Annotated in this window: 27 protein-coding genes; 10 read left to right on the top strand and 17 right to left on the bottom strand. The window is 63.7% G+C overall.

The window, feature by feature from the left end:
* The first annotated feature begins 40 nt into the window (after nucleotides 1-40).
* From LB538_RS10240 to LB538_RS10225, 4 genes are read left to right on the top strand one after another with little or no spacing between them, the layout of a single operon-like run.
* Nucleotides 41-796, top strand: a complete 756-nt coding sequence (locus LB538_RS10240; protein WP_224523384.1) for a molybdopterin-synthase adenylyltransferase MoeB — start codon at nucleotides 41-43, stop codon at nucleotides 794-796.
* Between the two features lie 4 nt (nucleotides 797-800).
* Nucleotides 801-1,289, top strand: a complete 489-nt coding sequence (locus tag LB538_RS10235) for a GNAT family N-acetyltransferase (protein ID WP_224523383.1) — start codon at nucleotides 801-803, stop codon at nucleotides 1,287-1,289.
* Nucleotides 1,286-2,539 (top strand): aconitase X, encoded by a 1,254-nt coding sequence (locus tag LB538_RS10230; RefSeq protein WP_224523382.1) that lies wholly within the window; start codon nucleotides 1,286-1,288, stop codon nucleotides 2,537-2,539. The genes LB538_RS10235 and LB538_RS10230 overlap by 4 nt, the downstream gene beginning before the upstream one ends.
* Nucleotides 2,536-2,949: an aconitase X swivel domain-containing protein gene (locus LB538_RS10225; RefSeq protein WP_095765948.1), complete on the top strand. Its 414-nt coding sequence runs from the start codon at nucleotides 2,536-2,538 to the stop codon at nucleotides 2,947-2,949. The genes LB538_RS10230 and LB538_RS10225 overlap by 4 nt, the downstream gene beginning before the upstream one ends.
* Nucleotides 2,950-2,955: 6 nt before the next feature.
* On the opposite strand, the gene LB538_RS10220 is transcribed toward LB538_RS10225, so the two are convergent.
* On the bottom strand, nucleotides 2,956-3,957 hold the full coding sequence (locus tag LB538_RS10220) for a 2-hydroxyacid dehydrogenase (RefSeq protein WP_224523381.1): 1,002 nt from the start codon (nucleotides 3,955-3,957) through the stop codon (nucleotides 2,956-2,958).
* A gap of 269 nt (nucleotides 3,958-4,226) precedes the next feature.
* Between LB538_RS10220 and LB538_RS10215 the strand changes: the two genes are divergently transcribed.
* Nucleotides 4,227-4,784, top strand: a complete 558-nt coding sequence (locus LB538_RS10215; protein ID WP_224523380.1) for an SH3 domain-containing protein — start codon at nucleotides 4,227-4,229, stop codon at nucleotides 4,782-4,784.
* A 140-nt stretch (nucleotides 4,785-4,924) separates the two neighbouring features.
* Here LB538_RS10215 and LB538_RS10210 read toward each other — a convergent pair whose 3' ends face one another.
* Together LB538_RS10210 and irrA are read right to left on the bottom strand one after the other, a co-directional pair.
* A complete protein-coding gene (locus LB538_RS10210) occupies nucleotides 4,925-5,308 on the bottom strand; it encodes a DUF4260 domain-containing protein (RefSeq protein ID WP_224523378.1) in 384 nt (127 codons plus the stop codon).
* A gap of 6 nt (nucleotides 5,309-5,314) precedes the next feature.
* Nucleotides 5,315-5,746 carry an iron response transcriptional regulator IrrA gene (gene irrA, locus LB538_RS10205; protein ID WP_095766194.1) on the bottom strand — a complete coding sequence of 144 codons (432 nt, stop codon included), beginning with the start codon at nucleotides 5,744-5,746 and terminating at the stop codon, nucleotides 5,315-5,317.
* A gap of 247 nt (nucleotides 5,747-5,993) precedes the next feature.
* Here irrA and fabA point away from each other — a divergent pair, with 247 nt between their 5' ends.
* The 4 genes from fabA to LB538_RS10185 all read left to right on the top strand — a co-directional run bounded on the left by fabA (nucleotide 5,994) and on the right by LB538_RS10185 (nucleotide 10,344).
* Nucleotides 5,994-6,509: a 3-hydroxyacyl-[acyl-carrier-protein] dehydratase FabA gene (gene fabA / locus LB538_RS10200; protein WP_140845655.1), complete on the top strand. Its 516-nt coding sequence runs from the start codon at nucleotides 5,994-5,996 to the stop codon at nucleotides 6,507-6,509.
* A 115-nt stretch (nucleotides 6,510-6,624) separates the two neighbouring features.
* Entirely contained in the window at nucleotides 6,625-7,845 is a 1,221-nt protein-coding gene (fabB, locus tag LB538_RS10195; protein ID WP_095765953.1) for a beta-ketoacyl-ACP synthase I, read from the top strand.
* A gap of 30 nt (nucleotides 7,846-7,875) precedes the next feature.
* Nucleotides 7,876-8,688, top strand: a complete 813-nt coding sequence (fabI, locus tag LB538_RS10190) for an enoyl-ACP reductase FabI (protein WP_095765954.1) — start codon at nucleotides 7,876-7,878, stop codon at nucleotides 8,686-8,688.
* Between the two features lie 102 nt (nucleotides 8,689-8,790).
* Nucleotides 8,791-10,344 carry a putative bifunctional diguanylate cyclase/phosphodiesterase gene (locus LB538_RS10185; RefSeq protein ID WP_224523376.1) on the top strand — a complete coding sequence of 518 codons (1,554 nt, stop codon included), beginning with the start codon at nucleotides 8,791-8,793 and terminating at the stop codon, nucleotides 10,342-10,344.
* An 88-nt stretch (nucleotides 10,345-10,432) separates the two neighbouring features.
* Here LB538_RS10185 and LB538_RS10180 read toward each other — a convergent pair whose 3' ends face one another.
* The 12 genes from LB538_RS10180 to LB538_RS10125 form a co-directional block, all read right to left on the bottom strand.
* Nucleotides 10,433-11,443 carry a class I SAM-dependent methyltransferase gene (locus LB538_RS10180; protein WP_224523374.1) on the bottom strand — a complete coding sequence of 337 codons (1,011 nt, stop codon included), beginning with the start codon at nucleotides 11,441-11,443 and terminating at the stop codon, nucleotides 10,433-10,435.
* A 130-nt stretch (nucleotides 11,444-11,573) separates the two neighbouring features.
* Entirely contained in the window at nucleotides 11,574-13,724 is a 2,151-nt protein-coding gene (pnp, locus tag LB538_RS10175) for a polyribonucleotide nucleotidyltransferase (protein WP_095765957.1), read from the bottom strand.
* A 381-nt stretch (nucleotides 13,725-14,105) separates the two neighbouring features.
* Nucleotides 14,106-14,375 carry a 30S ribosomal protein S15 gene (gene rpsO / locus LB538_RS10170; RefSeq protein ID WP_095765958.1) on the bottom strand — a complete coding sequence of 90 codons (270 nt, stop codon included), beginning with the start codon at nucleotides 14,373-14,375 and terminating at the stop codon, nucleotides 14,106-14,108.
* Between the two features lie 189 nt (nucleotides 14,376-14,564).
* Complete coding sequence (corA, locus tag LB538_RS10165) at nucleotides 14,565-15,659, bottom strand: magnesium/cobalt transporter CorA (protein ID WP_095765959.1); 1,095 nt, start codon at nucleotides 15,657-15,659, stop codon at nucleotides 14,565-14,567.
* A 106-nt stretch (nucleotides 15,660-15,765) separates the two neighbouring features.
* Entirely contained in the window at nucleotides 15,766-16,725 is a 960-nt protein-coding gene (gene truB, locus LB538_RS10160) for a tRNA pseudouridine(55) synthase TruB (protein ID WP_224523372.1), read from the bottom strand.
* Nucleotides 16,726-17,142: a 30S ribosome-binding factor RbfA gene (rbfA, locus tag LB538_RS10155; protein ID WP_095765961.1), complete on the bottom strand. Its 417-nt coding sequence runs from the start codon at nucleotides 17,140-17,142 to the stop codon at nucleotides 16,726-16,728.
* A gap of 123 nt (nucleotides 17,143-17,265) precedes the next feature.
* On the bottom strand, nucleotides 17,266-19,833 hold the full coding sequence (gene infB / locus LB538_RS10150) for a translation initiation factor IF-2 (protein WP_224523370.1): 2,568 nt from the start codon (nucleotides 19,831-19,833) through the stop codon (nucleotides 17,266-17,268).
* Nucleotides 19,830-20,480, bottom strand: a complete 651-nt coding sequence (locus LB538_RS10145; RefSeq protein WP_224523891.1) for an RNA-binding protein — start codon at nucleotides 20,478-20,480, stop codon at nucleotides 19,830-19,832. Before LB538_RS10145 ends, infB begins: the two co-directional genes overlap by 4 nt.
* 32 nt (nucleotides 20,481-20,512) lie before the next feature.
* A complete protein-coding gene (gene nusA, locus LB538_RS10140) occupies nucleotides 20,513-22,108 on the bottom strand; it encodes a transcription termination factor NusA (RefSeq protein ID WP_095765964.1) in 1,596 nt (531 codons plus the stop codon).
* 46 nt (nucleotides 22,109-22,154) lie between these two features.
* Nucleotides 22,155-22,787 carry a ribosome maturation factor RimP gene (gene rimP / locus LB538_RS10135; protein ID WP_224523368.1) on the bottom strand — a complete coding sequence of 211 codons (633 nt, stop codon included), beginning with the start codon at nucleotides 22,785-22,787 and terminating at the stop codon, nucleotides 22,155-22,157.
* 156 nt (nucleotides 22,788-22,943) lie between these two features.
* The gene (locus tag LB538_RS10130; protein ID WP_224551439.1) at nucleotides 22,944-23,231 is read right to left on the bottom strand and encodes a type II toxin-antitoxin system RelE/ParE family toxin; all 288 of its coding nucleotides are present in this window, start codon (nucleotides 23,229-23,231) and stop codon (nucleotides 22,944-22,946) included.
* The gene (locus LB538_RS10125; RefSeq protein WP_224526699.1) at nucleotides 23,228-23,470 is read right to left on the bottom strand and encodes a CopG family ribbon-helix-helix protein; all 243 of its coding nucleotides are present in this window, start codon (nucleotides 23,468-23,470) and stop codon (nucleotides 23,228-23,230) included. Before LB538_RS10125 ends, LB538_RS10130 begins: the two co-directional genes overlap by 4 nt.
* Between LB538_RS10125 and LB538_RS10120 the strand changes: the two genes are divergently transcribed.
* On the top strand, nucleotides 23,454-23,615 hold the full coding sequence (locus LB538_RS10120) for a hypothetical protein (protein WP_181174833.1): 162 nt from the start codon (nucleotides 23,454-23,456) through the stop codon (nucleotides 23,613-23,615). The two genes, LB538_RS10125 and LB538_RS10120, sit on opposite strands and share 17 nt — an antisense overlap.
* 29 nt (nucleotides 23,616-23,644) lie before the next feature.
* Here the strand turns inward: LB538_RS10120 and trmB are convergent, their stop codons facing one another.
* Nucleotides 23,645-24,355, bottom strand: coding sequence for a tRNA (guanine(46)-N(7))-methyltransferase TrmB (gene trmB, locus LB538_RS10115; protein WP_224527093.1), 711 nt, complete (start codon nucleotides 24,353-24,355; stop codon nucleotides 23,645-23,647).
* Nucleotides 24,352-25,617 (bottom strand): methionine adenosyltransferase, encoded by a 1,266-nt coding sequence (gene metK, locus LB538_RS10110; protein WP_095765968.1) that lies wholly within the window; start codon nucleotides 25,615-25,617, stop codon nucleotides 24,352-24,354. The genes trmB and metK overlap by 4 nt, the downstream gene beginning before the upstream one ends.
* Between the last annotated feature and the right edge of the window lie 162 nt (nucleotides 25,618-25,779).

The raw sequence follows: 25,779 nt of genomic DNA, 5'->3' as shown, positions 1-25,779 counted from the left end.
TGTGCATGACAAGATTTTCTCGCCGCTATAAGGTCCAGCCATGACCGACACCGCCCTGACCGACGAAGAGCTCGAACGCTATGCCCGCCACATCGTGTTGCCGGAGATCGGCGGACCGGGCCAGCAGAGGCTGAAACGGGCGCGGGTGCTGGTGATCGGCGCCGGCGGGCTCGGCGCGCCGGTGCTCGAATATCTTGCCGCTGCCGGCGTCGGCACGCTCGGCATTGTCGATGACGATACAGTTTCGCTATCCAACCTGCAGCGGCAGGTGATCCATGGCAGCGACACGATCGGCATGGCCAAGACCGACAGCGCACGGGAAGCGATCATGCGCATCAATCCCAACGTCACGGTGGAATCGCATCGCCTGAGGTTGACGGAGGAGAATGCCCCTGCTCTCGTCGCCCGCTACGATATCGTCGTCGACGGCTCCGACAATTTTGAAACGCGCTACGCCGTCGCCGATGCCTGCGCGGGCGAGAAGAAACCCCTCGTCACGGCGGCCGTCGGGCGCTTCGACGGCTCGGTGACGGTGCTGAAGCCGTTCGAGGCTGGCGCCGACGGCAAGCGCAATCCAAGCTATCGCGACCTGTTTCCGGAAGCCCCGCCCGAAGGGCTGGTGCCGTCCTGCGCCGTCGCCGGCATCGTCGGCGCGCTGACGGGCGTCATCGGCACGCTGGAGGCGATGGAGGCGATCAAGCTGATCGCTGGCATAGGCGAGCCGCTGATCGGCCGGCTGCTGCTCTATGACGGGCTCACGGCCCGCTTCGACACCATCCGCTACAAGGCCGTCTGAGCGCATGGACCAGAACGTCGGCATCTCCATAACCGGCCTTCCAGCGGATTTCGATCGGTGGGACGACCTGCTCGCGCTGATCCGGCGCGCCTTCGCCTATATGGACGGCGTCATCGACCCGCCCTCCTCGGCGCATCTTTTGACCGCCGAGGCGCTTGCCGCGAAGGCGAAGCGGGAGACGGGGTTTCTGGCCGTCGAGAACGGCCGCATCGTCGGCTGCGTCTTCGCCCTGGAACGGGCGCGGGACTTCTATGTCGGCAAGCTCGCGGTCGAGCCACGGCTGCAGGGCCAAGGCATCGGAACCCGGCTGATGCGGGCGGTGGAGGATCTTGCCCGCAAGCGCGGCATGGACGCCATCGAGCTTCAGACCCGTATCGAACTGACCGCAAACCATGCAGCCTTCACCCAGCTCGGCTTCCGCGAGACCGCGCGCACGGCGCATGCGGGCTATGACAGGCCGACCTCCATCACCATGCGCAAGGTGCTGTCTTGAGCCTGGTCCTCAGCCCGGAAGAACGGGCGATCGCCGCCGGCCGGGACGGCGTGGGCATGGCGATGCGCATCGTCGCCGAAAGCGCTCGCCTGCTCGGCGCGCCGCGACTGATCCCGATCGCCTCCACGCATATCGATGGCGCTCTGTATCACGGCGATTCCGGCACGCTGTTCGCTGAAAAACTGGTCGAAGGTGGTGCGAAGGTCGCGGTGCGCTCGACGCTCAATGTCGGGGCGCTCGACCTGATGGGTTGCTCGCGCATCCGCCTCGAGGAGCCGCAGCGCGGCATGGCACGGCGGATGATGGAGGCCTATCGCAAGCTGGGCTGCGAGCAGAGCTGGACCTGCGCCCCGTACCAGGCCGGACACAGGCCCGCGCTCGGCAGCGACGTCGCCTGGGGGGAGTCCAACGCGGTCGTCTTCTGCAATTCGGTACTGGGCGCGCGCACCAACCGCTATGGCGATTTCCTGGACATTGCCTGCGCCATCACTGCCAGAGCGCCTGACTACGGCCTGCATCGCACGGAGAACCGCCGAGCGCGGCTCATTTTCGATGTCTCGGGCCTCTCGCCATCCTTCCTTGCCTCGGAGATCGCCTGGCCAGTGCTGGGCAGCCTCTATGGCCGCGAGCTGGGCAATGCGATCGGTGTCGTCACCGGCGTGACGGCTCATCTCGGTGAAGACGCGCTGAAAGCTTTCGGCGCGGCGGCCGCATCGTCCGGCGCGGTCGGCCTGTTCCACATTGCCGGCGTGACGCCCGAGGCTCCAGACGCCGAAGCCATTCTGGCCGGGCCAGAGCCGGAAGCGGTGATCCGCGTGACGCCCGCCATGGTGGCGACGGCCCGTGCCGGCCTGTCGACCGCGGCCGCGACCAAGACCATCGATGCGGTGGCGATCGGCAGCCCGCATCTGTCGCACGCGGAGTTCGACTACCTGGAGCGGCTGATCGCCGGACGGCGGCTCGCGGTGCCGATCTACGCCTGCACCGGCCGCCATGCGCTTGCCCTGCTGGAGCAGAACGGCCGGCGGAAGCGGCTTGAAGCCAGCGGCGTCATTGTCGTCGCCGACACCTGCGTGGTGGTGACGCCGATCATGCCGGACCTTGCCGGCGGCGTTTTGATGACCAATTCGGGCAAGTTCGCGCATTACGCGCCGGGCAACACCGGCTATGCGGTGCTCTACGCCTCGCTCGCCGACTGCGTCGAAAGCGCGGTCCTCGGCAAGCCGGTCTTCACGGATATCGCGGCATGAGCGCGAGGGCCGAAATCCTGGTGCCGGGCAAGGCGGGCGAAGGCGACGCGCTGGTGCTGACGGCGCCGATCAGCTTCTGGGGCGGCGTCGACCCCAGGACCGGGCGTATCGCCGACGTTCGCCACCCGCAACATGGCGAAGTCATCGCCGGCCGGGTTCTGTTCCTGCCGGGCACGATCGGCTCGTCATCCGCTTCGGCGGTGCTGATGGAGCTCGTCCACAACGGCCGCGCGCCGGCCGCCCTGGTGCTGCACGAGCCGGACGCCATCCTGCTGCTCGGCCTGATCGTAGCCCGTGAGATGGGCTGGGAAACGCCGATGGCGGTGAGACTCGAACGCGGCGCGTTCGACAACTACCGCGGAGCCGCCGTCACGGTCGCTTCGGACGGCGCAGTGAGTGCCGCCGTCTAAAGCTTTTCATGTCCTGAGCGGCAGCACGCGGTCCGGCGGACGGTGGCCGTCGAAGAAGGCGCGGATGTTGATGATCACCTTCTCGCCCATGTCGATGCGGCCCTCGAGCGTGGCCGAGCCCATATGCGGCAAAAGCACCACCTTGCCCTTGGCGGCGAGCTTCAAAAGCTTGCTGTTCAGCGCCGGCTCGTGCTCGTAGACGTCGAGGCCGGCGCCGGCGATCTTGCCGTCATGGATGAGCTTGATCAGCGATTCCTCGTCAATGATATCGCCGCGCGCGGTGTTGACGATATAGGCCGAAGGCTGCATCAGCGCGAGGCGACGGCCGGACAAAAGGTGGAACGTCGCCGGCGTCGACGGGCAGTTGACCGAGATGATGTCCATGCGGGCCAGCATCTGGTCGAGGCTTTCCCAATAGGTCGCCTCCAGCTCCTCCTCGACGGCGGGCAGCACGCGGTGCCGATTGTGGTAGTGGATCGACAGGCCGAAGGCCTTGGCCCGCCTGGCGACCGCCGTGCCGATGCGGCCCATGCCGAGGATGCCGAGACGTTTGCCCCAGATGCGCCGGCCGAGCATCCAGGTCGGCGACCAGCCGGCCCATTTCTTCTCGCCCGTCAGCACATTGGCGCCTTCGGCGAGCCTGCGCGGCACCGCGAGCATCAGCGCCATAGTCATGTCGGCGGTGTCTTCGGTGAGCACATTGGGCGTGTTGGTGACAGTGATGCCTTTCTTGGCGGCGGCCGCGACATCGATCTTGTCGACGCCGTTGCCGAAATTCGCGATCAGCTTGAGGTTTTCGCCGGCCTGGGCGATCAGCGCGGCGTCGATATGATCGGTGATGGTGGGGACCAGCACATCGGCTTCCTTGACCGCCGCGACCAGCTCCGGCTGCGTCATCGGCCGGTCCTCGACATTCAGCCTTGCGTCGAACAGCTCGCGCATACGCGTTTCGACTGGATCGGGCAGCTTGCGCGTGATGACGACGAGGGGCCTTTTTTTGCCTGCCATTTTATCCCCGAAGCTTCTTCGATCAGGATGACGTTCGTCGAATCGTCATCCTGATCCTACTCTTTGTTGGAGCATGATCTTTTCCGAAAACCGGTTCCCACTTTTCGGGATCATGCCCTCGAAACCGATCTCGTTGAGACCTCTTTAACCAAGACCGGCGAAACTTGCAGCCAGTCGCGGCATCAGTCCACTCCTGTAACAAGCGGTGCCGCCGAAGACAAAGAAAAAGGGGCGCTCATCCGCATGGACCGGCGCCGAAAGGAACGAAAGTGTCTGGTTTCGCGTCGCTTCGCCTGGCCTTCAGTGCAGCCATTCTTGGCGCCCTGCTTTGCGCGCCGCAGGCTTTGGCGCAAGGCGCGGCCGCGCCGGCCCAAACCATAGCGCTTGGGCCGAGCGGCCTGCCGCTGCCGCGCTTCGTCAGCCTGAAGCCGGCCCGGGTCAATTCACGTGTCGGCCCCGGCGCCAATTATTCCGTCAATTGGATGTATCTGAAGGCCGGCCTGCCGATGGAGGTCATCCAGGAATTCGACACCTGGCGCCGCGTGCGCGATGCCGACGGATCGGAAGGCTGGATCAACCAGTCGCTGCTTTCCGGCCGCCGCACCGCGATCGTTGCGCCTTGGCAGCGCGGCAAGGGCGGGCGAATCAACCTTCTCGACGAGCCCGACAAGGATGCGGGTGTCATCGCCATCATCGAGCCGGGCGTGATCGGCTCGATCAAGAAATGCGACGGTCAATGGTGCGAGATGACCTTCGACGGCCATACCGGCTGGATGGCGCAGTCGCAGGTGTGGGGCGCCTATCCCGGCGAGAAGGTCAAGAACTAGGCTGTGTCGATATTCAGGTGAGGCCGGTCTGCGAATGCCGGCTTTCTGCGCTTCCGGTGCTCACGTACTTTAAGTACGCTCCGCTCCGGTTCTCGAAAACCGCCATTCTCGACTTGGCCTGACCTGAATCTCAACACAGCCTAACTGGACACACCGTCCTGCTGGCGGCCGATGCGGCCGAGATGCGTATCCTGAAAACCGGTGGGCAGCTTGAGGCCGTAGCCGAGGGCACGGTCGATGGCGATGTGCGCGATCCATATCAGCGCCACGGCGGTCGTGATCGGGCCGGCGAGCAACGCGCCCGCAAGCAGAAGCACGAGCGGGGCAATCAGGATATGCAAGGCGTTGTAGGTGACGGCGCCGGCGCTTGGCCCGGCGAGATAGCCCAGCATCGACAGGTCCGGCGCAAGGATGAGCAGCGCAAACAGCCACCAGGAAAAGCCGGAGATTGCATAGCAAACGATAGCCAACGCGGCGACGGTGATCCATTCAAACCGGACAATCAAATCGACGCGCCGCGTCACCACGGATCAGTTGCCGCGCTTCGGGCGAAGCCTCACGACGATGTCGACATTGGCGATCTCCATGCCTTCCGGAGGCGCCGGCAGGTTGGAGACGGTCACCGGTCCGCTTTCGATATCGAAAATCCGGTTCTCGCCCTCGACGTAGAAGTGATGGTGGTCGGAGGTGTTGGTGTCGAAATAGGTTTTCGAACCTTCGACCGCCAGGATGCGCAGCAGTCCGGCCTGGGTGAACTGGTGGAGCGCGTTATAGACCGTCGCCAGCGAAACCGGCACGCCGGCGGCGATCGCCTCTTCGTGCAGTTCCTCGGCCGAAAGGTGGCGGTCGCCCTTGGCGAAAAGCAGGTCGGCCAGCGCAATGCGCTGGCGCGTCGGCCTCAGGCCGGCTTCGCGAACCCGCTTGTCCACAGCGACATTTTCCTTCCTGTAGCCCGAATCCATCTCTTCGCGTCGAAGCTTTGCTGCCCAGCCCACCAACAGGTCCAGAATGGCAAAAAGACGTCAAAAGCCAAACCGGACATCAGCCGACATATATTCTGTAGTCCGAATGCGATCAATAGCGCGCATTGACCCGGGCAGGCGCACGGGTTAAGCGCAAACGCCGGTTTCCGGCCGCAAACAGAGTGTGTTAGGAAACCAACGAGAAGGGCGCCCTGCCGCCCGCGAAGAACACGGGGACAGAAATTTGATGGCGGATCAAAAGTCCAGCTACGATTACGAGGAACTGCTTGCCTGCGCCCGCGGCGAGCTGTTCGGTCCGGGCAATGCCCAGCTGCCCTACCCGCCGATGCTGATGTTCGACCGCATCACCGAGATCAGCGAGACCGGCGGCGCTTTCGACAAGGGCTTCATCCGCGCCGAGTTCGACATCAAGCCGGACCTGTGGTTCTTCGCCTGCCACTTCATCGGCAACCCGATCATGCCCGGCTGCCTCGGCCTCGACGCCATGTGGCAGTTGACCGGCTTCTATCTCGGCTGGCTGGGCGAACCGGGCAAAGGCATGGCGCTTTCGACCGGCGAGGTGAAGTTCAAGGGCATGGTGACGCCGTCGGTGAAGAAGGTCGAATACGGCATCGACTTCAAGCGCGTGATGCGCGGTCGCCTGGTCCTCGGCATCGCCGATGGGTGGCTCAAGGCGGATGGCGAACCCATATATGCGGCTACGGATCTGAAGGTCGGCCTGTCCAAGCAGCCGGCCGCCTGACCGTTTTCCGCCACGGCGCCCGCGTAGCCAACGGATGCCACGTCAGTTTGTTTGCGTATGATCAAGGGCGAAGCCGGTTAGGTCTTTCGCCCGAATACGCGGGAAGGAGTTGCGAATGAGACGGGTCGTAGTGACAGGGCTCGGCATTGTGTCCTCGATCGGCAACAATGCCAATGAGGTGCAGAGCTCGCTTTACGATGCAAAATCAGGCATCAGCTTTTCCAATTCCTTCGCCGAACACGGCTTCCGCTGCCAGGTCTGGGGCGCGCCGACGCTCGATCCCACCCCGATGATCGACCGCCGCGCCATGCGCTTCCTGAGCCAAGGCGCCGCCTGGAATCACGTCGCCATGGACCAGGCGATCGCCGATGCCGGCTTAAGCGAAGGCGACATCACCAATGAGCGGACCGGCATCGTGATGGGTTCCGGCGGGCCCTCGACCCGCACCATCGTCGAAGCGGCCGAAACCACGATCAAGAACAACAGCCCCAAGCGTATCGGCCCGTTCGCCGTGCCGAAAGCCATGTCATCGACGGCGTCGGCCACCTTGGCCACATGGTTCAAGATCCACGGCGTCAATTATTCGATCTCGTCGGCCTGCTCGACCTCCGCGCATTGCATAGGCAATGCCTATGAGCTCATCCAGTGGGGCAAGCAGGACGTGATGTTTGCCGGCGGCCACGAGGACCTCGACTGGACCATGTCTGACCTGTTCGACGCTATGGGCGCCATGTCGTCGAAGTTCAACGACAACGCATCGGCCGCTTCGCGCGCCTATGACGTCAACCGCGACGGTTTCGTCATCGCCGGCGGCGCCGGCGTGCTGGTGCTGGAGGAACTGGAGCACGCCAAGGCGCGCGGCGCCAAGATCTACGCCGAGGTCGTCGGGTACGGCGCGACTTCCGACGGCTACGACATGGTCGCACCTTCGGGGGAAGGCGCGATCCGCTGCATGCGCCAGGCGCTTGCCACGGTGTCTTCGCCGGTTGACTACATCAACACCCACGGCACCTCGACGCCGGTCGGCGATTCCAAGGAAATGGGCGCCATCCGCGAGGTGTTCGGCGACAAGATGCCATACATCACCTCGACCAAATCGCTCACCGGCCATTCGCTGGGCGCAGCCGGCGTGCAGGAATCGATCTATTCGATCCTGATGATGCAAGGCGGTTTCATCGGCGAGAGCGCCCATATCGAGGAGCTCGATCCGGAATTCGAGGGCATGCCGATCGTGCGCAAGCGTATCGACGACGCCAGGATCGACACCGTCCTGTCCAACTCCTTCGGTTTCGGCGGCACCAACGCAACGCTGATTTTCCAGCGCTATTCCGCATAAGACCAGCGTTTTTCATAAGGATTGCCAGGCATGGAAGGGTTGATGAAGGGCAAGCGCGGGCTTGTCATGGGTGTTGCCAACGACCATTCGATTGCCTGGGGCATCGCCAAGAAGCTGTCGGAACACGGGGCCGAGCTCGCTTTCACCTATCAGGGCGACGCCTTCGGGCGGCGGGTCAAGCCGCTGGCCGAGAAAGTGGGAGCCTCGCTGATCGTGCCCTGCGATGTCGAGGACAGCGCCTCGGTCACCGCGACCTTCGAGACCCTCGGCAAGGCCTGGGGCGGGCTGGATTTCGTGGTGCACGCCATCGGCTTTTCCGACAAGAACGAGCTGAAGGGCCTTTATGCAGACACCAGCCGCGACAACTTCGTGCGCACCATGGTGATCTCCTGCTATTCCTTCACCGAGATCGCCCGCAACGCCGCCGCGTTGATGGGCAATGGCGGCTCGATGATCACGCTCACCTATGCCGGCTCGGTCAGGGTGATGCCGAATTACAACGTCATGGGCGTCGCCAAGGCCGGGCTGGAAGCCAGCGTGCGCTACCTGGCCAACGACTACGGCCCGCGCGGCATCAGGGTGAACGGCATCTCGGCCGGGCCGGTGCGGACGCTGGCCGGCTCCGGCGTGTCCGATGCCCGCCACATGTTCTCCTACCAGCAGCGCAACTCGCCTTTGCGGCGCACCGTGACCATCGACGAAGTCGGCGGCTCGGCGCTTTACCTGCTTTCCGATCTGTCGTCGGGCGTCACCGGTGAAATCCACTATGTCGATTCCGGCTATCACATCGTTTCGATGCCGGCACTGGAGGAATTGAAGCAGAACGACGGCACGCGGGAATAGTTCGCGGCGGCGACAGTAGCGCTCCAGTAAAATTGGATTCATCGGCGGAAACTCATTTTAAGGAGATATCCGCTATAAGGCCCCGCAATCTGGGGACAATGCATGCCTGCAGTCAGCAATCCCAAACGGACTCCGCTGTTCCGGCTGATCACCATCGCCAGCTCGGGCATGGGCAGTTTCATCCTTGGACTGTGGGGGCTGAGGTTCGGCTTCGGCGACGGCATGGCCGGCATGCCGGCCGAAACGATGGCGGGCGTCATTGCCGCTCTCTGCGCACTTGCCGCCGGCGGAGCAGCACTCTCGTTCTTTGCCGGGGTCGACGAATCGGCGGCCTATGTCTTCAAGGAAACCCATTTCGACAAGCTGACCGGCCTTTTGTCGCGCCAGGCCATGGTCGGCAAGATAGCCGAGGCCGCCTCTGGGACGATCCGAACCGGCGAGCCGGTATTCCTGATCGACATCGATATCGACCGCTTCAAGCACATCAACGACGCCATCGGCTACAGCCAGGGCGACGAACTGATCTGCGCCTTCACCAGCAGGCTGACGGAGACTATGCCGGAGGATGCGGTGATCGGCCGTATCGGCGCCGGCGAATTTGCCGTGCTTTTGCCGGACCGCCAGATCAGGGGCTCGATCGAGCGGCTGATCGAGAAGCTCATCAACGAGATGATGGAGCCCTATCAGCTGCAGACGCATCTGCAGTCGGTCAGCCTGTCGGTCGGCATCGTGGCGATGCCAAAGGACGGCGTCGACCCGGTCCTGGTCCTGCGCCGCTCGAACCTGGCGCTGCAGAACGCGCGCGCCAGCGGCATCGGCAACTGGTCTGTCTTCAACGCCGACATGGGCCGCGTTGCGGATTATCGGCAATGGATCGAGTCGGAGCTGAAGACCGCTTTCGACCGAGGCGACTTCAGTCTTCACTACCAGCCGCAGCTCGATCTGCCGAGCGGCCGCATCGTCGGTTATGAGGCGCTGATCCGCTGGAAACACCCGGAGCGTGGCATGATCCCGCCGATGGAATTCATTCCGATCGCGGAGGAAACCGGCATGATCAATCCGATCGGCGAGTGGGTGCTGCGCAAGGCCTGCAGCGACGCCCGGTACCTGCCGGAGAAATGCTTCGTCGCCGTCAACATCTCGCCTGTCCAGTTCATGACCAGGGATTTCGTCGGCATCGTGCGTGAGGTGATGGAATCGACCGGCATCAAGCCCTCGCGGCTTGAGCTTGAGGTCACCGAGACGGCGATGATGCAGGACCGCGACCGCGCCGCAGCCATCCTGGAACAGCTTGCCGAGATGGGTATCTCTGTGGCCGTCGACGATTTCGGCACAGGCTATTCCAATTTGAGCTACCTGATCGATTTCTCTTTCGGCAAGCTGAAGATCGACCGTTCCTTCGTCAGCCGCATCGACACCGATTCCAGCTCCGGCGCGATCGTGTCGACCATTGTCGGCCTGTCGCGGGCGCTGGGCGTGGGCATCATCGCCGAAGGCGTAGAGACCGAGAACCAGGCCACCCTGCTCCGAGCGGCCGGCTGCGAGGTTGTGCAGGGCTATCTGTTCGGCCGGCCGGCGCCGCTCAAGGTCGAGCTTGGCGAAGCGCGGTCCGCCTTCGGCACGCACGAGCCGGCCCGCATCGTCAGCCTGCAATAGAACGAGTATTCTTCCCGCCGCAATTGTGGATCCAAGGCTACGGCGAAGGCGCCGAATCCACCCCGCTGCACGCTTTTCCTTGATTGCTTCAGCGGCGCGCCGAAAACACCTTGAACATGCCATCGCGGGCGATCTCGGCATGGCTGGCGAAGACCGCCGAGAGCGCCTGTTCGTAAGGAAGCTGGCGGTTGGCGACCAAGAACAGGCGGCCGCCCGGTCTCAGCGCCTTCGACGCGGCGCGGATCATGCCGGAACCGATCTCCGGCTCGGACGCGCGGCCGCGGTGAAAGGGTGGGTTCATGACGATCGCGTCGTAGCGCCGTTCGACCGCCTCGGTGAGCAGATCGGTCCAGAAGAAACGCGGCTCGATGGCGCCGCCGTGGACGTTCAACCTGGCTGCTTCCAGGGCCTCAAGGTCCGCTTCGTAGAGATCGACTGCGGTGAGGCCTTGCGGGCGCAGCAGGATTTCCACCGCCAGATAACCCCAGCCGGCGCAGAAATCAGCGACATTGCCTTTGAGATCGTCAGGCAGGTTCGCGGCCAGCAGTTTCGAACCGGCATCGATCCGATCGAAGGAGAACATGCCAGGCCCGGTCTTGAAACCGCCTTCGATGATCAAATCGGGGTTGCCGGCGCGCAGCGTCGCGACCGTCTCCGCGCCGGCTCGCTTGAACCAGAAGGCAACGCCGTGATGTTTCGGCAAATGGCCTTCGAGCGGCACCAGGACGTTGATCCGCTTGCGCAGGCTGTCGATGCCGGCCTCCTTGCCGCCGGCAACGACAACCCGCCCGCCCGGCTGGACGCGTTCTATCGCCTCGGCGACGCGCTGCTCGTTCTGGCCGCGATGACGGCCCGCAAGCACCAACGCCAGGTCGAAGCCGGTATCCTCGGCGCGCGGCGTGACCGCGTAGCCGGACGCCTGCAGCGTTCGAAAATGTGGCCGAAAGCCTTGCACGAGGTGCAGCGCCGCCTCGAAGCCGGCGGGCAAGCGGAAGCCGGGCTCGGCGCCGAGAAACAGGACACGGGCATCCTTTCTCGGCAAAGGCAGCGCCTCGGCCTCGAACGGGTAGAACAGCGTCTTCAGCGGCTCCGCGGCCATTCATCTGCTCCGTAGGACCTTTGCCCGACGCAATTCCGGACGAAAACGGTTGCCGCTTTCCTAGAACTGCCCTGAAACAAAACGGGCGCGACCTCGCGGCGCGCCCGTCTAAATTATCCGGTCAAACCGATCAGGCGGCGTCTTCCTCGCCGTCCGACTTCTTCTTGTCCTGGACGATTTCCTTGCCGGTCGCCTGGTCGACGACCTTCATCGACAGGCGGACCTTGCCGCGCTCGTCGAAGCCCATCAACTTGACCCAAACCTTGTCGCCTTCCTTGACGACGTCCGAGGTCTTGGCGACTCGCTCATTGGCGAGTTGCGAGATATGGACGAGACCGTCGCGCGGGCCGAAGAAATTGACGAACGCGCCGAAGTCGGCCGTCTTGACGACGGTGCCTTCATAGATCTCGCCGACTTCCGGCTCGGCGACGATTGTGTGAATCCACTTCTTCGCCGCCTCGATCTCCTTGGCGTTCGCCGAAGCAATCTTGACCGTGCCGTCGTCCTCGATGTTGATCTTGGCGCCGGTCTTCTCGACGATCTCGCGGATCACCTTGCCGCCGGAACCGATGACGTCGCGGATCTTGTCGGTCGGGATATGCATGACCTCGATGCGCGGCGCGAATTCGCCGAGCTCGGCGCGGGCGCCGGACAGCGCATGCGCCATCTCGCCGAGGATATGCAGGCGGCCGTCCTTGGCCTGGGCCAGGGCGATGCCCATGATCTCCTCGGTGATGCCATCGATCTTGATGTCCATCTGCAGCGAGGTGACGCCGTTGGCGGTGCCGGCGACCTTGAAGTCCATGTCGCCGAGGTGGTCCTCGTCACCGAGGATGTCGGAGAGCACCGCGAAGCGCTCGCCTTCCTTGATCAGGCCCATGGCAATGCCGGCGACCGGCTTTGCCAGCGGCACGCCGGCATCCATCAGCGCCAGCGAGGTGCCGCAGACGGTCGCCATCGAGGACGAGCCGTTGGACTCGGTGATCTCCGAAACGACGCGCAGCGTGTAGGGGAACTGGTCCGCGCTCGGCAACATCGGCCGGATGGCGCGCCAGGCGAGCTTGCCGTGGCCGATCTCGCGGCGGCCCGGCGAACCCATGCGGCCGGTCTCGCCGACGGAATAGGGCGGGAAGTTGTAGTGAAGGAGGAACTTCTCCTTGTACATGCCGGTCAGCGAATCGACATACTGCTCGTCCTCGCCGGTGCCGAGCGTGGCAACGACCAGAGCCTGGGTTTCGCCGCGTGTGAACAGCGCCGAACCATGGGTGCGCGCCAGGACGCCGACTTCGGAGACGATCTTGCGGACCGTCTTCAGGTCGCGGCCGTCAATGCGCGAGCCGGTGTCGAGGATGTTCCAGCGCACGACCTTGGCCTGGAGTTCCTTGAACACCGAGCCGATCTGCTCGGAGGTGTATTTGGCCTCTTCGCCTTCGGCCGGCGCAAACGCGGCCTTGACCTTCGACTTGACGGCGTCGACGGCGGCATAGCGCTTCTGCTTGTCGGTGATCTTGTAGGCCTCGCGAAGCTCATCGCCGACGATCTTCAGCATCTCGGCTTCAAGCGCGGAATAATCCGGCGCGGTGAAGTCGCGCGGCTCCTTGGCGGCGACCTCGGCCAGCTTGATGATCGCGTCGATGACAGGCTGGAAGCTCTTGTGGCCGAACACGACGGCACCGAGCATCAGTTCCTCGGAGAGTTCCTTGGCCTCGGATTCGACCATAAGCACGGCGTCGCCGGTGCCGGCGACGACGAGGTCGAGCTTGGATTCCTGCATTTCGTCGATGTGCGGATTGAGCACATATTCGCCGTTGATGTAGCCGACGCGGGCGCCGCCGATCGGGCCCATGAACGGCACGCCGGAAAGCGTGAGCGCAGCGGAGGTGGCCACGATCGACAGAATATCGGGATCGTTCTCGAGATCATGCTGGACGACGGTGACGACGATCTGGGTATCGTTCTTGTAGCCGTCGGCGAAAAGCGGGCGGATCGGGCGGTCGATCAGGCGGGAAACCAGCGTTTCCTTTTCGCTCGGGCGGCCCTCACGCTTGAAGTAGCCGCCCGGGATCTTGCCGGCGGCGTAGGTCTTTTCCTGGTAGTTAACGGTAAGCGGGAAGAAATCGAGGCCGGGCTTCGGCTCCTTCATCGAAACGACGGTGGCGAGAACGACGGTCTCGCCATAGGTGGCGAGCACCGCGCCGTCAGCCTGGCGCGCGATCTTGCCGGTTTCCAGGATGAGCGGACGGCCGCCCCATTCGATTTCCACTTTGTGTTGATTGAACATGTCTTGTCCTTCATATGCGGAAAGGGCCGCGCCGTCCTAACGGTCACGGGTTCTCCCTTTCCTGGCTTCCTTCGGGCAGCCACGGGCAAGACAACGGGAGGCTCGTAGGTCCGGCTCATAAGCCGAGCGAGCATCCTGCAATCCTGCCCCATGACCGTCCATGGGGCGGTTCCGAATGGCCCTCTGCGCGTCCGGAACCGTGTTTGGCCGACCGATCGGCCGGCTTTTGCGCATGACGCCGGAAACCGCTGTTTCCGGAACGCGCCTTGCGCGAACGCGAATTTCTAGAGCGCGCCGCGCTCCGGCATTATCGCACCGGATCGACCGATGCGCCAATGCGCGACCGGCGGGCCCTCCGAGGAAGACCCGCCGGTCAATTCGTCAGCGACGCAGACCGAGCTTGTCGATCAGCGTCTGATAGCGCCCGTCATCCTTGCGCTTGAGGTAGTCAAGCAGGCTGCGGCGCTGGGAGACCAGAGCAAGCAGGCCACGGCGGGAATGGTTATCCTTCTTGTGGTCCTTGAAGTGCTCGGTCAGGTTCTTGATGCGCTCGGAAAGAATGGCAACCTGGACTTCCGGGGATCCGGTGTCGCCCTTGGCGGTTGCGAATTCGGTCATCAATTCCTTCTTGCGGTCGGCAGTAATCGACATCGTGCTTTTCCTTATCTGTTGGAGGAAACGGGACGCCCACAGCCGGGATGTCGTCCAGCAGGGGCCAGTGCAAGCGACGCGTCAGGGCGCGAAGCTGCGGCGCATATAGTCCAATTCCGGAATAAACACCAGCCCAAATGTCAAGCCGGCTTGTCGCAGGTCTTGCCACGAAAACAAAGGGTTCAGCGGCTATAGCCACTTCTTCCATTTGAAGAAGAAGATCAGTCCGGCGGCGACAAGCGCCATGAACAGAATTGCCACCGGATAACCGTAATAGGCTTTCAGCTCCGGCATGTTCCAGGGCGAGCTTTGCGGATCGAAATTCATCCCCCAGACGCCGACCAGGAAGGTCAGCGGCATGAAGATCACCGAGACGATCGTCAAATAGGAAATGACGTCATTGGTGCGGGCCTGGGTCAGCGAGACATGCATCTCGATCAGGCCGGTGAGCATGTCGCGCTGGTTCTCGACCAGCTCGATCAGACGCAGCGAATGGTCGAGCGTGTCATTGAAGAAGATCTTGGTCTCCGCCTTCACGAAGGCCACGTCGTTGCGGATCAGCGTCGCCAGCGTGTCGCGCATCGGCCACAGCACGCCTTTGAGCACGTTGGCGTCACGCCGCAATTCATGCAGCTGCCGCATCTGGTGCTTGTGCGGCTTATTCAGCATCTCGTCCTCGATGCCGTCGACCAATTCGCTCGCCGCCTCGATCGGTGGGAAATAGCTGTCGACGATGGCATCGATCAGCGCATAGGCAAGATAGTCGGCCCCGCGCGAGCGCAGGCGGTTGGGCATCGCGGCCGCAATGCGCTTGCGCACCGGATCGAACGGATCGCCTTCGCGCTCCTGGAACGTGACGACGAAATTGCCGCCGAAGAACAACGCGATCTGCTCGTAGCGATGCGAGGTGACATCGTCGATCATGCGCATGACGACGAAGGCATGATCCTCGAAGAAATCCACCTTGGGCCGCTGTCCGGTGTTGACGACGTCCTCCAGTGCCAGCGGATGCAGGCTGAAGATGCGGCCGATCTCCTCGATCAGCGGGATATTGGCAAGTCCGGTGCAATCCAGCCAGACGACAGGCCATTTCTCGCAATGCGCGTTGAGATCGTCGATCGAGGCATTGTCGATTGTTTTGTATTTCTCGGGCGAGATCAGCGTCAGCCGGAGTTCGCTGCGCCGCGCCGCCGGATCGGCGATAAGCGTGCCTGGCGACGCCCCAACCGGCGGCCGGCGGGTTTTCAGCGGTTCCCGCTTCTTGCCTGCATCGGCCTTGGCCATGAGATATCCTCGGGACTCAGCATTCGGCCTAGATTAGAGCAATTCCAGCAAAAGTGCGCAGCGGTTTCCCGTCCGGAATTGCGTAAATACAAATACTTACACCGGATTACCCGACAAAGACCCGCTTGGGCTTGAACATGCCCTGCTCGATGGCGCCGATAGCGACGAGCTTGCCGCGCGCGGTGGCGCAGGCCTCCTCGGCCTCGACCGGCGCGTCGCGGCCGCGAATGATGACGGGATTGCCGAGGCGGATCTTCGTCGCCGCGTCGTCGCTGACCGCGACCTGCGGCAGGCAGTCGAGCGCCGCCGCCGTTTCGACAAGCAGCGCATCAATGGCGCTGAAATCGACCGGGGCGTCCATTTCATCGGATTTGTCGTCATCCTTTTCGCCAAAGCGGGCCGCTTCCAGCTCGGCGACAGTGACGAAATCCTCCGGCGTGAACGGCTCGACCTCGACGCGGCGCAATTCGGCGACGTGGCCGAAGCAGCCGAGATCGCGGCCCATGTCGCGGGCCAGCGAGCGCACATAGGTGCCCTTGCCGCATTCGACCTCGAAGACAGTTTTGTCGGCACCATGTTCGACAATGTCCAAACGGCCGATTTCAATTTCCCGCGCGGGTATCTCGACCGTCTCGCCTTCACGGGCAAGGTCATAGGCGCGTTCGCCGGCGATCTTGATGGCCGAGAATTGCGGCGGCGTCTGCATGATGACGCCGGTGTATTTCGGCAGCAGCGCCCTCACCTCCGCCTCGTCCGGCCGACGGTCGGAATTGCTGGTCACCGGGCCTTCGAGGTCGTCGGTCGAGCGCTCTTCGCCCCAGGCGACGGTGAAGCGGTAGACCTTGGCGCCGTCCTGCACATAAGGAACGGTCTTGGTCGCCTCGCCGAGCGCGATCGGCAACATGCCGGAAGCCAGTGGATCGAGCGTGCCGGCATGGCCGGCCTTCTCGGCTTGAAACAGCCATTTGATCTTGGAAACCGCCTCGGTCGAGCCCATGCCGACCGGCTTGTCCAGCACCACCCAACCGGAGACCGGCCGCCCCTTCTTCTTACCGCGACGCGCCACCTATTCCTCGTCCTTGTCGTTGTTCTTGCCGTCACCGAGATCGCGTGCGACTTCGGGCGATTTCAGCAGTTCATTGATCTTCGCGAAATTGTCGAAGGACGTGTCCAGCCTAAAGCGAAACTCCGGCATGTACTTCATCTGCCTGAGCGCGCCGGAGACGCGGCCGCGGATGAATTTCGCGTGCCTGTTGAGCGCCTCGATCACGGCGCCGTCGTCCCCCGCGCCAAGCGGCGAGACGAAGGCGGTGGCGATCTTGAGATCGGGCGACATGCGCACCTCGGACACCGAGACGACGCTGTTCTCGATCACCGGATCGATGATCTCGCCGCGCTGCAAGGTTTCAGACAGGGCGTGACGCACCTGCTCGCCGACGCGCAGCATGCGCTGGGAGGGGCCTGACGGTGTCGAACGGGGCATTTTCTCTGGTCCTGAAATCGTGAAGCGCGGGATGGGACCGCGCCACATGTCTCAACATGCATGAGGGAACTGGGCGGCAGCCTTTCGGCCGCCGCCCGTTATTATTCGGCAAGTATACCCGAATTAGAGCGTTCTGGTTACCATCTCGACGCGGAAGCACTCGATGACGTCGCCGACACGCATGTCCTCGTAGTTCTGGAAGGCCATGCCGCATTCCTGGCCGCCCGGCACTTCCGCAACCTCGTCCTTGAAGCGCTTCAGCGTCTTCAGCGTGCCTTCGTGGATCACGACGTTGTCGCGGATCAGGCGAACACCCGCGCCACGCTCGACCTTGCCTTCGGTGACACGGCAGCCGGCGATCTTGCCGACCTTGGAGATGTCGAAGATCTCGAGGATCTCGGCATTGCCGATGAAGGTCTCGCGCCGCTCCGGCGAAAGCATGCCGGAAAGTGCCGCCTTCACGTCATCGACGAGGTTGTAGATGATCGAGTAGTAGCGGATCTCGATGCCGGCCGCGGCCGCGGCCGCACGCGCCTGCGCATTAGCGCGGACGTTGAAGCCGATGATCGCCGCTCCGGACGTCTCGGCGAGCGAGACATCGCTTTCGGTGATGCCGCCGGCGCCGGCATGGACGATGCGCGCGCGCACCTCGTCATTGCCGAGCTTTTCAAGCGCGGCATTGATCGCCTCGATCGAACCCTGCACGTCGCCCTTGATGACCAGCGGGAATTCCTTCAATCCGCTCGTCTGCAGCTGCGACATCATCTGCTCGAGCGAGCCGCGCTGGCCGGCATGCTTGGCCACTGCCTTGTCGCGCGCCAGGCGCTGGCGGTATTCGGTGATCTCACGGGCGCGCGCCTCGTTGTTGACGACGGCGAAGCGGTCGCCCGCCTGCGGCGTGCCCTGGAGGCCAAGCACCTCGACCGGCATTGCCGGCGGCGCTTCCGGCACATGCTCGCCGCGATCGTTGACGAGCGCGCGCACACGGCCCCACTCGTTGCCGGCGACGATGATGTCGCCCGGCATCAGCGTGCCGGTCTGCACCAGCACCGTGGCGACGGGACCGCGTCCCTTGTCCAGCTGCGCTTCGATGACCGCGCCTTCGGCGGTGCGGTCGGGATTGGCCTTGAGGTCGAGGACTTCGGACTGCAGCAGGATCGCTTCCAAGAGCTTGTCGAGATTGATGCCCTTGGTCGCCGAAACCTCGACGTCCAACACCTCACCGCCCATCGATTCCACGAACACTTCGTGGCGCAGCAGTTCGGTCCGCACCTTCTGCGGGTCGGCATCGCGCTTGTCGATCTTGTTGATGGCCACGATGATCGGCACGCCGGCCGCCTTCGCGTGGTTGATCGATTCGATCGTCTGCGGCATCACGCTGTCGTCGGCCGCCACCACCAACACCGCGATGTCGGTAACCTGCGCGCCACGGGCGCGCATGGCCGTAAAGGCCGCGTGGCCGGGCGTGTCGATGAAGGTGATCTTCTGACCGTTCTTCTCGATCTGGTAGGCACCGATATGCTGGGTGATGCCGCCGGCCTCGCCGGAGACGACATTGGCGTTGCGGATGGCATCGAGCAGCGAGGTCTTGCCGTGGTCGACATGGCCCATGATCGTCACGACCGGCGGACGCGACACAAGGTCTTCCGGGCGGTCGGCGATGTTGAACAGGCCTTCCTCGATGTCGGATTCGGCGACGCGGCGGACCGTGTGGCCGAATTCGGAGGCGACCAGTTCGGCCGTGTCGGCGTCGATGACGTCGCCTGGCTTGAGGATCTGGCCCTGCTTCATGAAGAACTTGACCACGTCCACGGCGCGCTCGGACATGCGTTGCGCCAGTTCCTGGATAGTGATGGTTTCGGGCAGGATCACTTCGCGCATGACTTTCTCGCGCGGCTCATTGTGAAGCGCGCGTTTGAATTTTTCCTGGCGGCGACGCATCGACGATAGCGAACGGGCGCGTGCGTCGTCATCCGACAGCGCCGAGTTCAGCGTCAGCTTGCCGCGGCGGCGATCTTCCTCGCCCTTTGTCGGCTTGGCAGGCCTTGCCACTTCCGGCGTCGCAAGACGGCGTGGTGGCGCACTCGCGGCACCGGCACCGGTACGCCTCGGCTTGGCCTCCTCCTCGTCGTCAGCGGTGGCGACATCCGCAGCCAGCGGCGCGCGGCGGCGAGCCTCTTCCTCGGCGCGCCGGCGGGCCTCGGCCTCAGTCTGCAGGCGTGCCTCCTCCTCGGCCTGACGGCGCGCGGATTCGTCGCGCTCGCGCTTGCGGCGTTCCTCTTCCTCGGCGCGGCGCTTGGCATCTTCCTGAGCGCGCAAGCGATCCTCGGCCTCGCGGGCCTTGGAGCCTTCCAGCGCCTTGCGGCGCGCTTCCATCTCGCCGCGCGAGAGCTCGTTCAGGACCATGCCGGAACGCTCCGGCGGCGGAGGCGGCGCCTTCGGCGCTTCCTGCACGACAGGCGCGGCGGCAACGGCGGGCTTCGGCGTGAAGACGGACGCAGCCGCCGGCTCCGGCTTGTCGCCGGGCAGCGAGAACTTGCGCTTCTTGGTCTCGACCACGACCGACTTGGTGCGGCCATGCGAGAAATTCTGGCGCACGGTGCCCTGCTCGAGGCCGGGGCGCTTCAGCGTCAAGGTCTTCTTCGGCGTCACGCTCAACGTCTTGTCGTCGCCCGATTTCGTATCGCTCATTCCATATCCTCTGCGGCATCATCTTCGTCAGCAACGGCCGCAAGCATTGCCAGATCGTTCGGGGTACCGCCCCGATATCGGTCGAGCGCAACTACGCGCTTCTCAACCGCCTGTCCCGCGTCCTGCGCGAGAACGGCAGCATGTATCACATTTGTACCCCCCAATGCCAAGCTCAACTCGGCTTCGGGGAAAAGTTTGTAGGCAAGGATGGCCGGTCCGCCGAGATGGACGGTTGCCCGCCGCGCCTGACTGATCTTGCGGACACCGTCGTCCGAAGCCTCGGTCGCATGCAGCACCAGAAGCGCCAGCCCGTCGCGCACCGCGCCTTCGACCTTGGCGGCGCCAAGGACAACGGCGCCAGCCTTGCGAGCAAGGCCAAGCATGCCCAGAGCGGATCTGGAGAGCAGCCCGTCGACCATGCCGCCGAGATCGGCCGGAACGGTCACCTGCGCCTTGAAGGCACGGGCAAACAGGTTCTTGGCCGCTGCCTTCTCGATATGTAGGCGATCGGCAGTAACCCAGCAACCGCGGCCGGGCAGATTTCTCTTGATGTCCGGAACGACGACCGAATCCGGGCCGACGACGAAGCGGATCAGTTCATCCGCTTCGGCCTGCCTGCGCGTAACGATGCAAGTGCGATCGTTCATCTCGTCCACGGGCTTTGCGATTGGTGGTCACCTCACGCACCAACGGTTTCGTCGGCCGCTGCCTCTTCGGCAGCGAGTTCTTCCTCGGTGATCCAGCCGGCCTGCTTGCGGGCGGCGAGCACCATCTGCTCCGCCTCCGCGCGCGAGACGCCGTGGCTGGCGAGCACGCCCGGATAGACCTTGGTCTCGCCGTCCTTGCGCTCTTTCCAGCCAATCAGATCGTCGGCGGCATAGCCGGCGAAGTCCTCGACCGTCTTCACGCCGTCCTCGCCGAGCGTCACCATCATGGCGGTGGTGATGCCGGGAATGTCGCGCAGCTCGTCCTTGACGCCCAGCGCCTTGCGCTTTTCGTCGTGCTCGGCCTCGATCTTCTCCAGATATTCGCGGGCGCGGGTCTGGATTTCCGAAGCGGTGTCCTCGTCGAAGCCATCGATCGAGGAAATTTCGCCAGAGTCGACATAGGCGACTTCCTCGACGCTGGTGAAGCCTTCGGAGGCAAGCACCTGGCCGACCATCTCATCGACGTCGAGCGCTTCCATGAAGAGCGCCGAACGCTCGACGAATTCCTTCTGGCGACGCTCGCTTTCTTCCTGCTCGGTCAGGATGTCGATATCCCAGCCGGTGAGCTGCGAGGCAAGGCGCACGTTCTGGCCGCGGCGGCCGATGGCCAGCGACAGCTGGTCGTCCGGTACCACCACCTCGATGCGCTCGGCATCCTCGTCGAGCACCACCTTGGCGACCTCGGCCGGCTGCAGCGCGTTGACAATGAAGGACGCGGCCGATGGCGACCACGGAATGATGTCGATCTTCTCGCCCTGCAATTCGCCGACCACGGCCTGGACGCGGCTGCCGCGCATGCCGACGCAGGCGCCGACTGGATCGATCGAGGAATCGCGCGAGATAACGGCGATCTTGGCGCGCGAGCCCGGATCGCGGGCGACCGACTTGATCTCGATGATGCCGTCGTAGATTTCCGGCACTTCCATGGTGAACAGCTTGGCCATGAACTGCGGATGCGTGCGCGACAGGAAGATCTGCGGGCCGCGCTGCTCGCGTCGCACGTCATAGACATAGGCCCGCACGCGGTCGCCATATTTATAGTTCTCGCGCGGGATCAGCTCGTCGCGGCGGATGATCGCCTCGCCTCGGCCGAGATCGACGATGACATTGCCGTACTCGACGCGCTTGACGGTGCCGTTGACGATCTCGCCGATGCGATCCTTATACTCGTCATACTGGCGATCGCGCTCAGCCTCACGCACCTTCTGGACGATGACCTGCTTGGCCGACTGCGCGGCGATGCGGCCGAAATCCATGGGCGGCAGCTGCTCGGCGATGAAGTCGCCGATCTGGGCGTCGGGGTTGCGCTCGCGCGCCGTGGAAAGCGCGATCTGCGTCGCGTAGTCCTCGACCTTCTCGACCACTTCCATCAGCCGCTGCAGCTTCATCTCGCCGGTGTTCGGGTTGATGTCGGCGCGGATGTTGGTCTCCTGGCCGTAACGAGAGCGCGCCGCCTTCTGGATGGCATCGGCCATGGCGGCGATGACGATCTGCTTGTCGATCGACTTTTCACGCGCGACCGCGTCGGCGATCTGCAGCAGTTCAAGCCTGTTGGCGCTTACAACCATTGTCTTTCTCCCGATTTCGCGCCGGGCATACGGCCCGGCTACTCAATCAACTTTCCTGTTCGGTTTCATTTTCGTCGCCGTCGGCGGCGTCTTCCGCTTCGCCACGGCGCTTCCTGGCTTCCTTGCGCGCCCGGTTGTCCTTCGACAGGGCATCGCGAATGAGATCGTCGGTCAGCACCAGCCGGGCCTCGGCGATCGCGTCGTAAGGCACGCGCACCGTCGGCTCTTCGCCATAGGCCGCCTTGTCGCGCTCGATCAGGATGCCATCGGCATCCGCCTCGGCGATCTTGCCCTTGAAGCGTTTGCGGTCGCCGACAAGAACCGATGTCTCCAGCTTGACCAGATGGCCGGTCCAGGCGGTGAAATCCGACTTGCGCACCAGCGGCCGGTCGATGCCTGGCGAGGAAACTTCCAAATGATACGCCTTTTCGATCGGATCATCGACATCGAGCGCCGGCGACACGGCGCGGCTGACCTCTTCGCAATCCTCGACGGTCATGGTGCCGTCCTCGCGTTCGGCCATGATCTGCAGCGTCAGCCCGTTCTGGCCAGTCAACTGCACCCGCACGAGCCGGAAGCCGATGGCCTTGAGCACCGGCTGCACGATCAGCGCAATGCGCGCATCGATACCGCTTTCGCGGATGATACGGTCGTCGGCCTCGCTTGCCGCTGCAGTCATCAGATCCCTGTCGCTTTTTGCTTCCGGCCGGCAGGTAACAAAAAAGAGCGGGACCGGGTGGACCCACTCTTCGTCATACCGACCAAGAATTTGAAGTTGATATAGACGATTGCCGCCGGCGTTTCAAGCCTTGAGGCACAAGGCCAGCGGTGGTGTCTACAACTGGCGCGGCCATCGTTGGGCCGCATGCATCACGGTGAGTATCTCGATCTCCTCGCCGATAACACGGTAGGGAATTATGTAGGGGACATCAGCGAGGACCAGTTCTCGTGTCCCTTTCACCCGCCCGACCCGCCCCATGGCGGGTTGCTCGGCGAGATTGTCCGCACAGGAAACGATACCGGCAACCACTCGTGCCGCGGCCGTTGGATTGTCCTTTTCGATGAAAGCGCCAACCTGGTCGAGACGACGCACGGCGCGCTGGGTCCAGCGGGTCCGCTTCATCGTTCGGGCTTGACGTATTTCGCTATGACGCCGGCCAAGTCCTTCTCGCGTGCGAATTCTCCTCGATCGGCTTCGTCAAGGCCGGCCTCGATCTCGGCAAGCTGCCATTCTTCCCTGGCGACATAGTCTTCGATCGCTTGAGCGGCGACGTAGGAACGAGAGCGATCCACCTTTTCCGCCAGTTGGTCCAGCTTGGCCACAGTCTCATCCGGAAGCCGCACGGTGAAGGCGCTCATCATCCTGTCTCCATTCTGGTTCATTGTGAATGTGGTAGAACCAAAGTGGTTCGTCAACTCCGCATGCCGTGAGGCGGAGCGGCGACGCAGCGACCTGAAGAAACTCGGCATCGATCCGGCCGCTTTCGACCGAATCGGCCGCTTCTAGAGCGGCTGATTACGACACCTTGGTGCCGTCTATTTCCGGATGAAGGCCAGATAGGCCGGCCGCCGTCCTTCGCGGATGGCCTTGGCCTCGTAGCGGGTGCCTGGCCAGCCGTCATAGGGCTGGTGCCAGCCGGAAGCGTCCTCGGCCTGCCATGCGAAGGCGCCGTGTTCGCGGCAGGCAAGCAGCGTCCAGTTCACATAGCTGTCGATATCGGAGGCGAAGCGGAACCTGCCGCCGGATCTCAGCACCCGGGCAAAGCGGTCGAGATTGGCGGCGCCGACAAAACGCCGCTTCCAGTGCTTCTTCTTCGGCCACGGATCGGGATAGAGCAGGTCGATGCCGTCGAGCGAGCCAGACGGCAGCCAGTCGAGCAGGCGCGTGGCGTCGTCGTCATAGACCCTGAGATTGGCAAGCGGCGCCTTGGCAAGCGCCGTCATCATCTTAGCCATACCGTTGACGAAGGGCTCGACGCCGATGAAACCGGTTGCCGGCGCTTCCGTCGCGCGATGCAGGAGATGCTCACCGCCACCGAAGCCGATTTCCAGCTGGAGCACCGAAACCTGTGCCTTGAACAAGGTCCTGAGATCGGCTGGCGCTTGCGCCGTCAGGTCGATAAGGTATTGGCGCAGGCCGCTTTCGAGGGCGATCGCCTGCTGCGGGCGTATAGTCTTGCCGTGCCGGCGACCGAAGAATCCCTCGGTCGCCCGGCTCGGCCTATCCTTTGCGTCCGCTGGCGTCAGGCGGCGACGGCGTCCTTGAGCGCCTTGGCAAGATCGGTCTTTTCCCAGGAGAAGGAGCCGTCGCGACCGGCCTTGCGACCGAAGTGGCCGTAGGACGAGGTTTTTGCATAGATCGGCTTGTTGAGGTCGAGATGACGGCGAATGCCCGACGGCGACAGGTCCATCACCTTGCGCAGCGCATCCTCGAGCTTCGCTTCGTCCACCTTGCCGGTGCCGTGCAGGTCGACATAGACCGACAGCGGCTGGGCGACGCCGATGGCGTAGGAGAGCTGGATGGTGCAGCGGTCGGCAAGCTTGGCCGCCACCACGTTCTTGGCAAGATAGCGCGCCGCATAGGCGGCCGAACGGTCGACCTTGGTGGTGTCCTTGCCCGAGAAGGCGCCGCCGCCGTGGGGGGCTGCGCCACCATAGGTGTCGACGATGATCTTGCGGCCGGTGAGGCCGGCATCGCCGTCAGGCCCGCCGATGACAAATTTGCCGGTCGGGTTGATGTACCAGTTGCAGTCCTCGGCGATCTTCAAGTCGCCAAGCGCCTCGCGGATATAGGGCTCGACCACCTTGCGGACCTTCTTGGAGTCCCAGTTCGCATCGAGATGCTGGGTGGAGAGCACGATCTGCGTGACTTCCGCCGCCTTGCCGTCGGCATAGCGCACGGTGACCTGGCTCTTGGCGTCCGGGCCGAGCTTGCCTGCCTCGCCATTGCCTTCATGACGTGCCGCTGCCAGCAGTTCGAGAATCTTGTGGCTGTAATAGATCGGTGCCGGCATCAGGTCGGGCGTCTCGCGGCAGGCGTAGCCGAACATGATGCCCTGGTCGCCGGCCCCTTCCTCGCCCTGGCGGTCGGCGGCATTGTCGACGCCCTGGCCGATGTCGGGCGACTGGCCATGCAGCAGCACGTCGATCTTGGCGGTCTTCCAGTGGAAGCCGGACTGCTCGTAACCGATCTCGCGGATCGCCTTGCGGGCAACCGACTTGAACTTGGCCGGGTTGACCACAGGGTGGCCGGACGCGTCCTTGAGGACGTTGCCCGCCTTGTCCTTCTTCAAAAGCGTGTCCGGGACGCGGACCTCGCCGGCGATGACGACGCGGTTAGTGGTGGCCAGCGTCTCGCAGGCAACGCGCACCTTCCACGGATCCATGCCCGTCTTCTTGGCTTCGCGATAGACCAGATCGACGATCTCGTCGGAGATACGGTCACAGACTTTGTCGGGATGACCCTCGGAGACGGATTCCGAGGTGAAGAGATAGTTCTGCCGCGTCACGGGTGTCCCCTCTTGAAAAGATCGGCAAACTGCCGATTTTGGCGCGCCACGTGTTAGCGGTGCCGGGCGGCGCTCGTCAAGCGGCGCGACGGATCTGGCATGAATGTAGGCAAGGTCGGCTATGCCACCGACGGCATGAAACCGCCGGCGGCATCAGGCAAA

It is taken from the genome of Mesorhizobium sp. Ca11, assembly GCF_020165275.1.
Classification (GTDB): Bacteria; Pseudomonadota; Alphaproteobacteria; order Rhizobiales; family Rhizobiaceae; genus Mesorhizobium.
The sequence above is the reverse complement of the archived record's forward strand: the minus strand, read 5'-3'. Positions and strand labels throughout refer to the sequence as shown.

What these genes read in the sequence shown, in the direction of transcription:
- fabB (WP_095765953.1), top strand. Translation starts at nt 6,625, where the DNA reads ATGAGACGGGTCGTAGTGACAGGGCTCGGCATTGTGTCCTCGATCGGC.
- LB538_RS10240 (WP_224523384.1), top strand. Translation starts at nt 41, where the DNA reads ATGACCGACACCGCCCTGACCGACGAAGAGCTCGAACGCTATGCCCGC.
- nusA (WP_095765964.1), bottom strand. Translation starts at nt 22,108, where the DNA reads ATGGTTGTAAGCGCCAACAGGCTTGAACTGCTGCAGATCGCCGACGCG.
- LB538_RS10185 (WP_224523376.1), top strand. Translation starts at nt 8,791, where the DNA reads ATGCCTGCAGTCAGCAATCCCAAACGGACTCCGCTGTTCCGGCTGATC.
- infB (WP_224523370.1), bottom strand. Translation starts at nt 19,833, where the DNA reads ATGAGCGATACGAAATCGGGCGACGACAAGACGTTGAGCGTGACGCCG.
- fabI (WP_095765954.1), top strand. Translation starts at nt 7,876, where the DNA reads ATGGAAGGGTTGATGAAGGGCAAGCGCGGGCTTGTCATGGGTGTTGCC.
- LB538_RS10225 (WP_095765948.1), top strand. Translation starts at nt 2,536, where the DNA reads ATGAGCGCGAGGGCCGAAATCCTGGTGCCGGGCAAGGCGGGCGAAGGC.
- LB538_RS10235 (WP_224523383.1), top strand. Translation starts at nt 801, where the DNA reads ATGGACCAGAACGTCGGCATCTCCATAACCGGCCTTCCAGCGGATTTC.
- LB538_RS10125 (WP_224526699.1), bottom strand. Translation starts at nt 23,470, where the DNA reads ATGATGAGCGCCTTCACCGTGCGGCTTCCGGATGAGACTGTGGCCAAG.
- LB538_RS10145 (WP_224523891.1), bottom strand. Translation starts at nt 20,480, where the DNA reads ATGAACGATCGCACTTGCATCGTTACGCGCAGGCAGGCCGAAGCGGAT.
- fabA (WP_140845655.1), top strand. Translation starts at nt 5,994, where the DNA reads ATGGCGGATCAAAAGTCCAGCTACGATTACGAGGAACTGCTTGCCTGC.
- irrA (WP_095766194.1), bottom strand. Translation starts at nt 5,746, where the DNA reads ATGGATTCGGGCTACAGGAAGGAAAATGTCGCTGTGGACAAGCGGGTT.
- pnp (WP_095765957.1), bottom strand. Translation starts at nt 13,724, where the DNA reads ATGTTCAATCAACACAAAGTGGAAATCGAATGGGGCGGCCGTCCGCTC.
- corA (WP_095765959.1), bottom strand. Translation starts at nt 15,659, where the DNA reads ATGGCCAAGGCCGATGCAGGCAAGAAGCGGGAACCGCTGAAAACCCGC.
- rbfA (WP_095765961.1), bottom strand. Translation starts at nt 17,142, where the DNA reads ATGCCCCGTTCGACACCGTCAGGCCCCTCCCAGCGCATGCTGCGCGTC.
- LB538_RS10220 (WP_224523381.1), bottom strand. Translation starts at nt 3,957, where the DNA reads ATGGCAGGCAAAAAAAGGCCCCTCGTCGTCATCACGCGCAAGCTGCCC.
- LB538_RS10130 (WP_224551439.1), bottom strand. Translation starts at nt 23,231, where the DNA reads ATGAAGCGGACCCGCTGGACCCAGCGCGCCGTGCGTCGTCTCGACCAG.
- rimP (WP_224523368.1), bottom strand. Translation starts at nt 22,787, where the DNA reads ATGACTGCAGCGGCAAGCGAGGCCGACGACCGTATCATCCGCGAAAGC.
- rpsO (WP_095765958.1), bottom strand. Translation starts at nt 14,375, where the DNA reads ATGTCGATTACTGCCGACCGCAAGAAGGAATTGATGACCGAATTCGCA.
- LB538_RS10180 (WP_224523374.1), bottom strand. Translation starts at nt 11,443, where the DNA reads ATGGCCGCGGAGCCGCTGAAGACGCTGTTCTACCCGTTCGAGGCCGAG.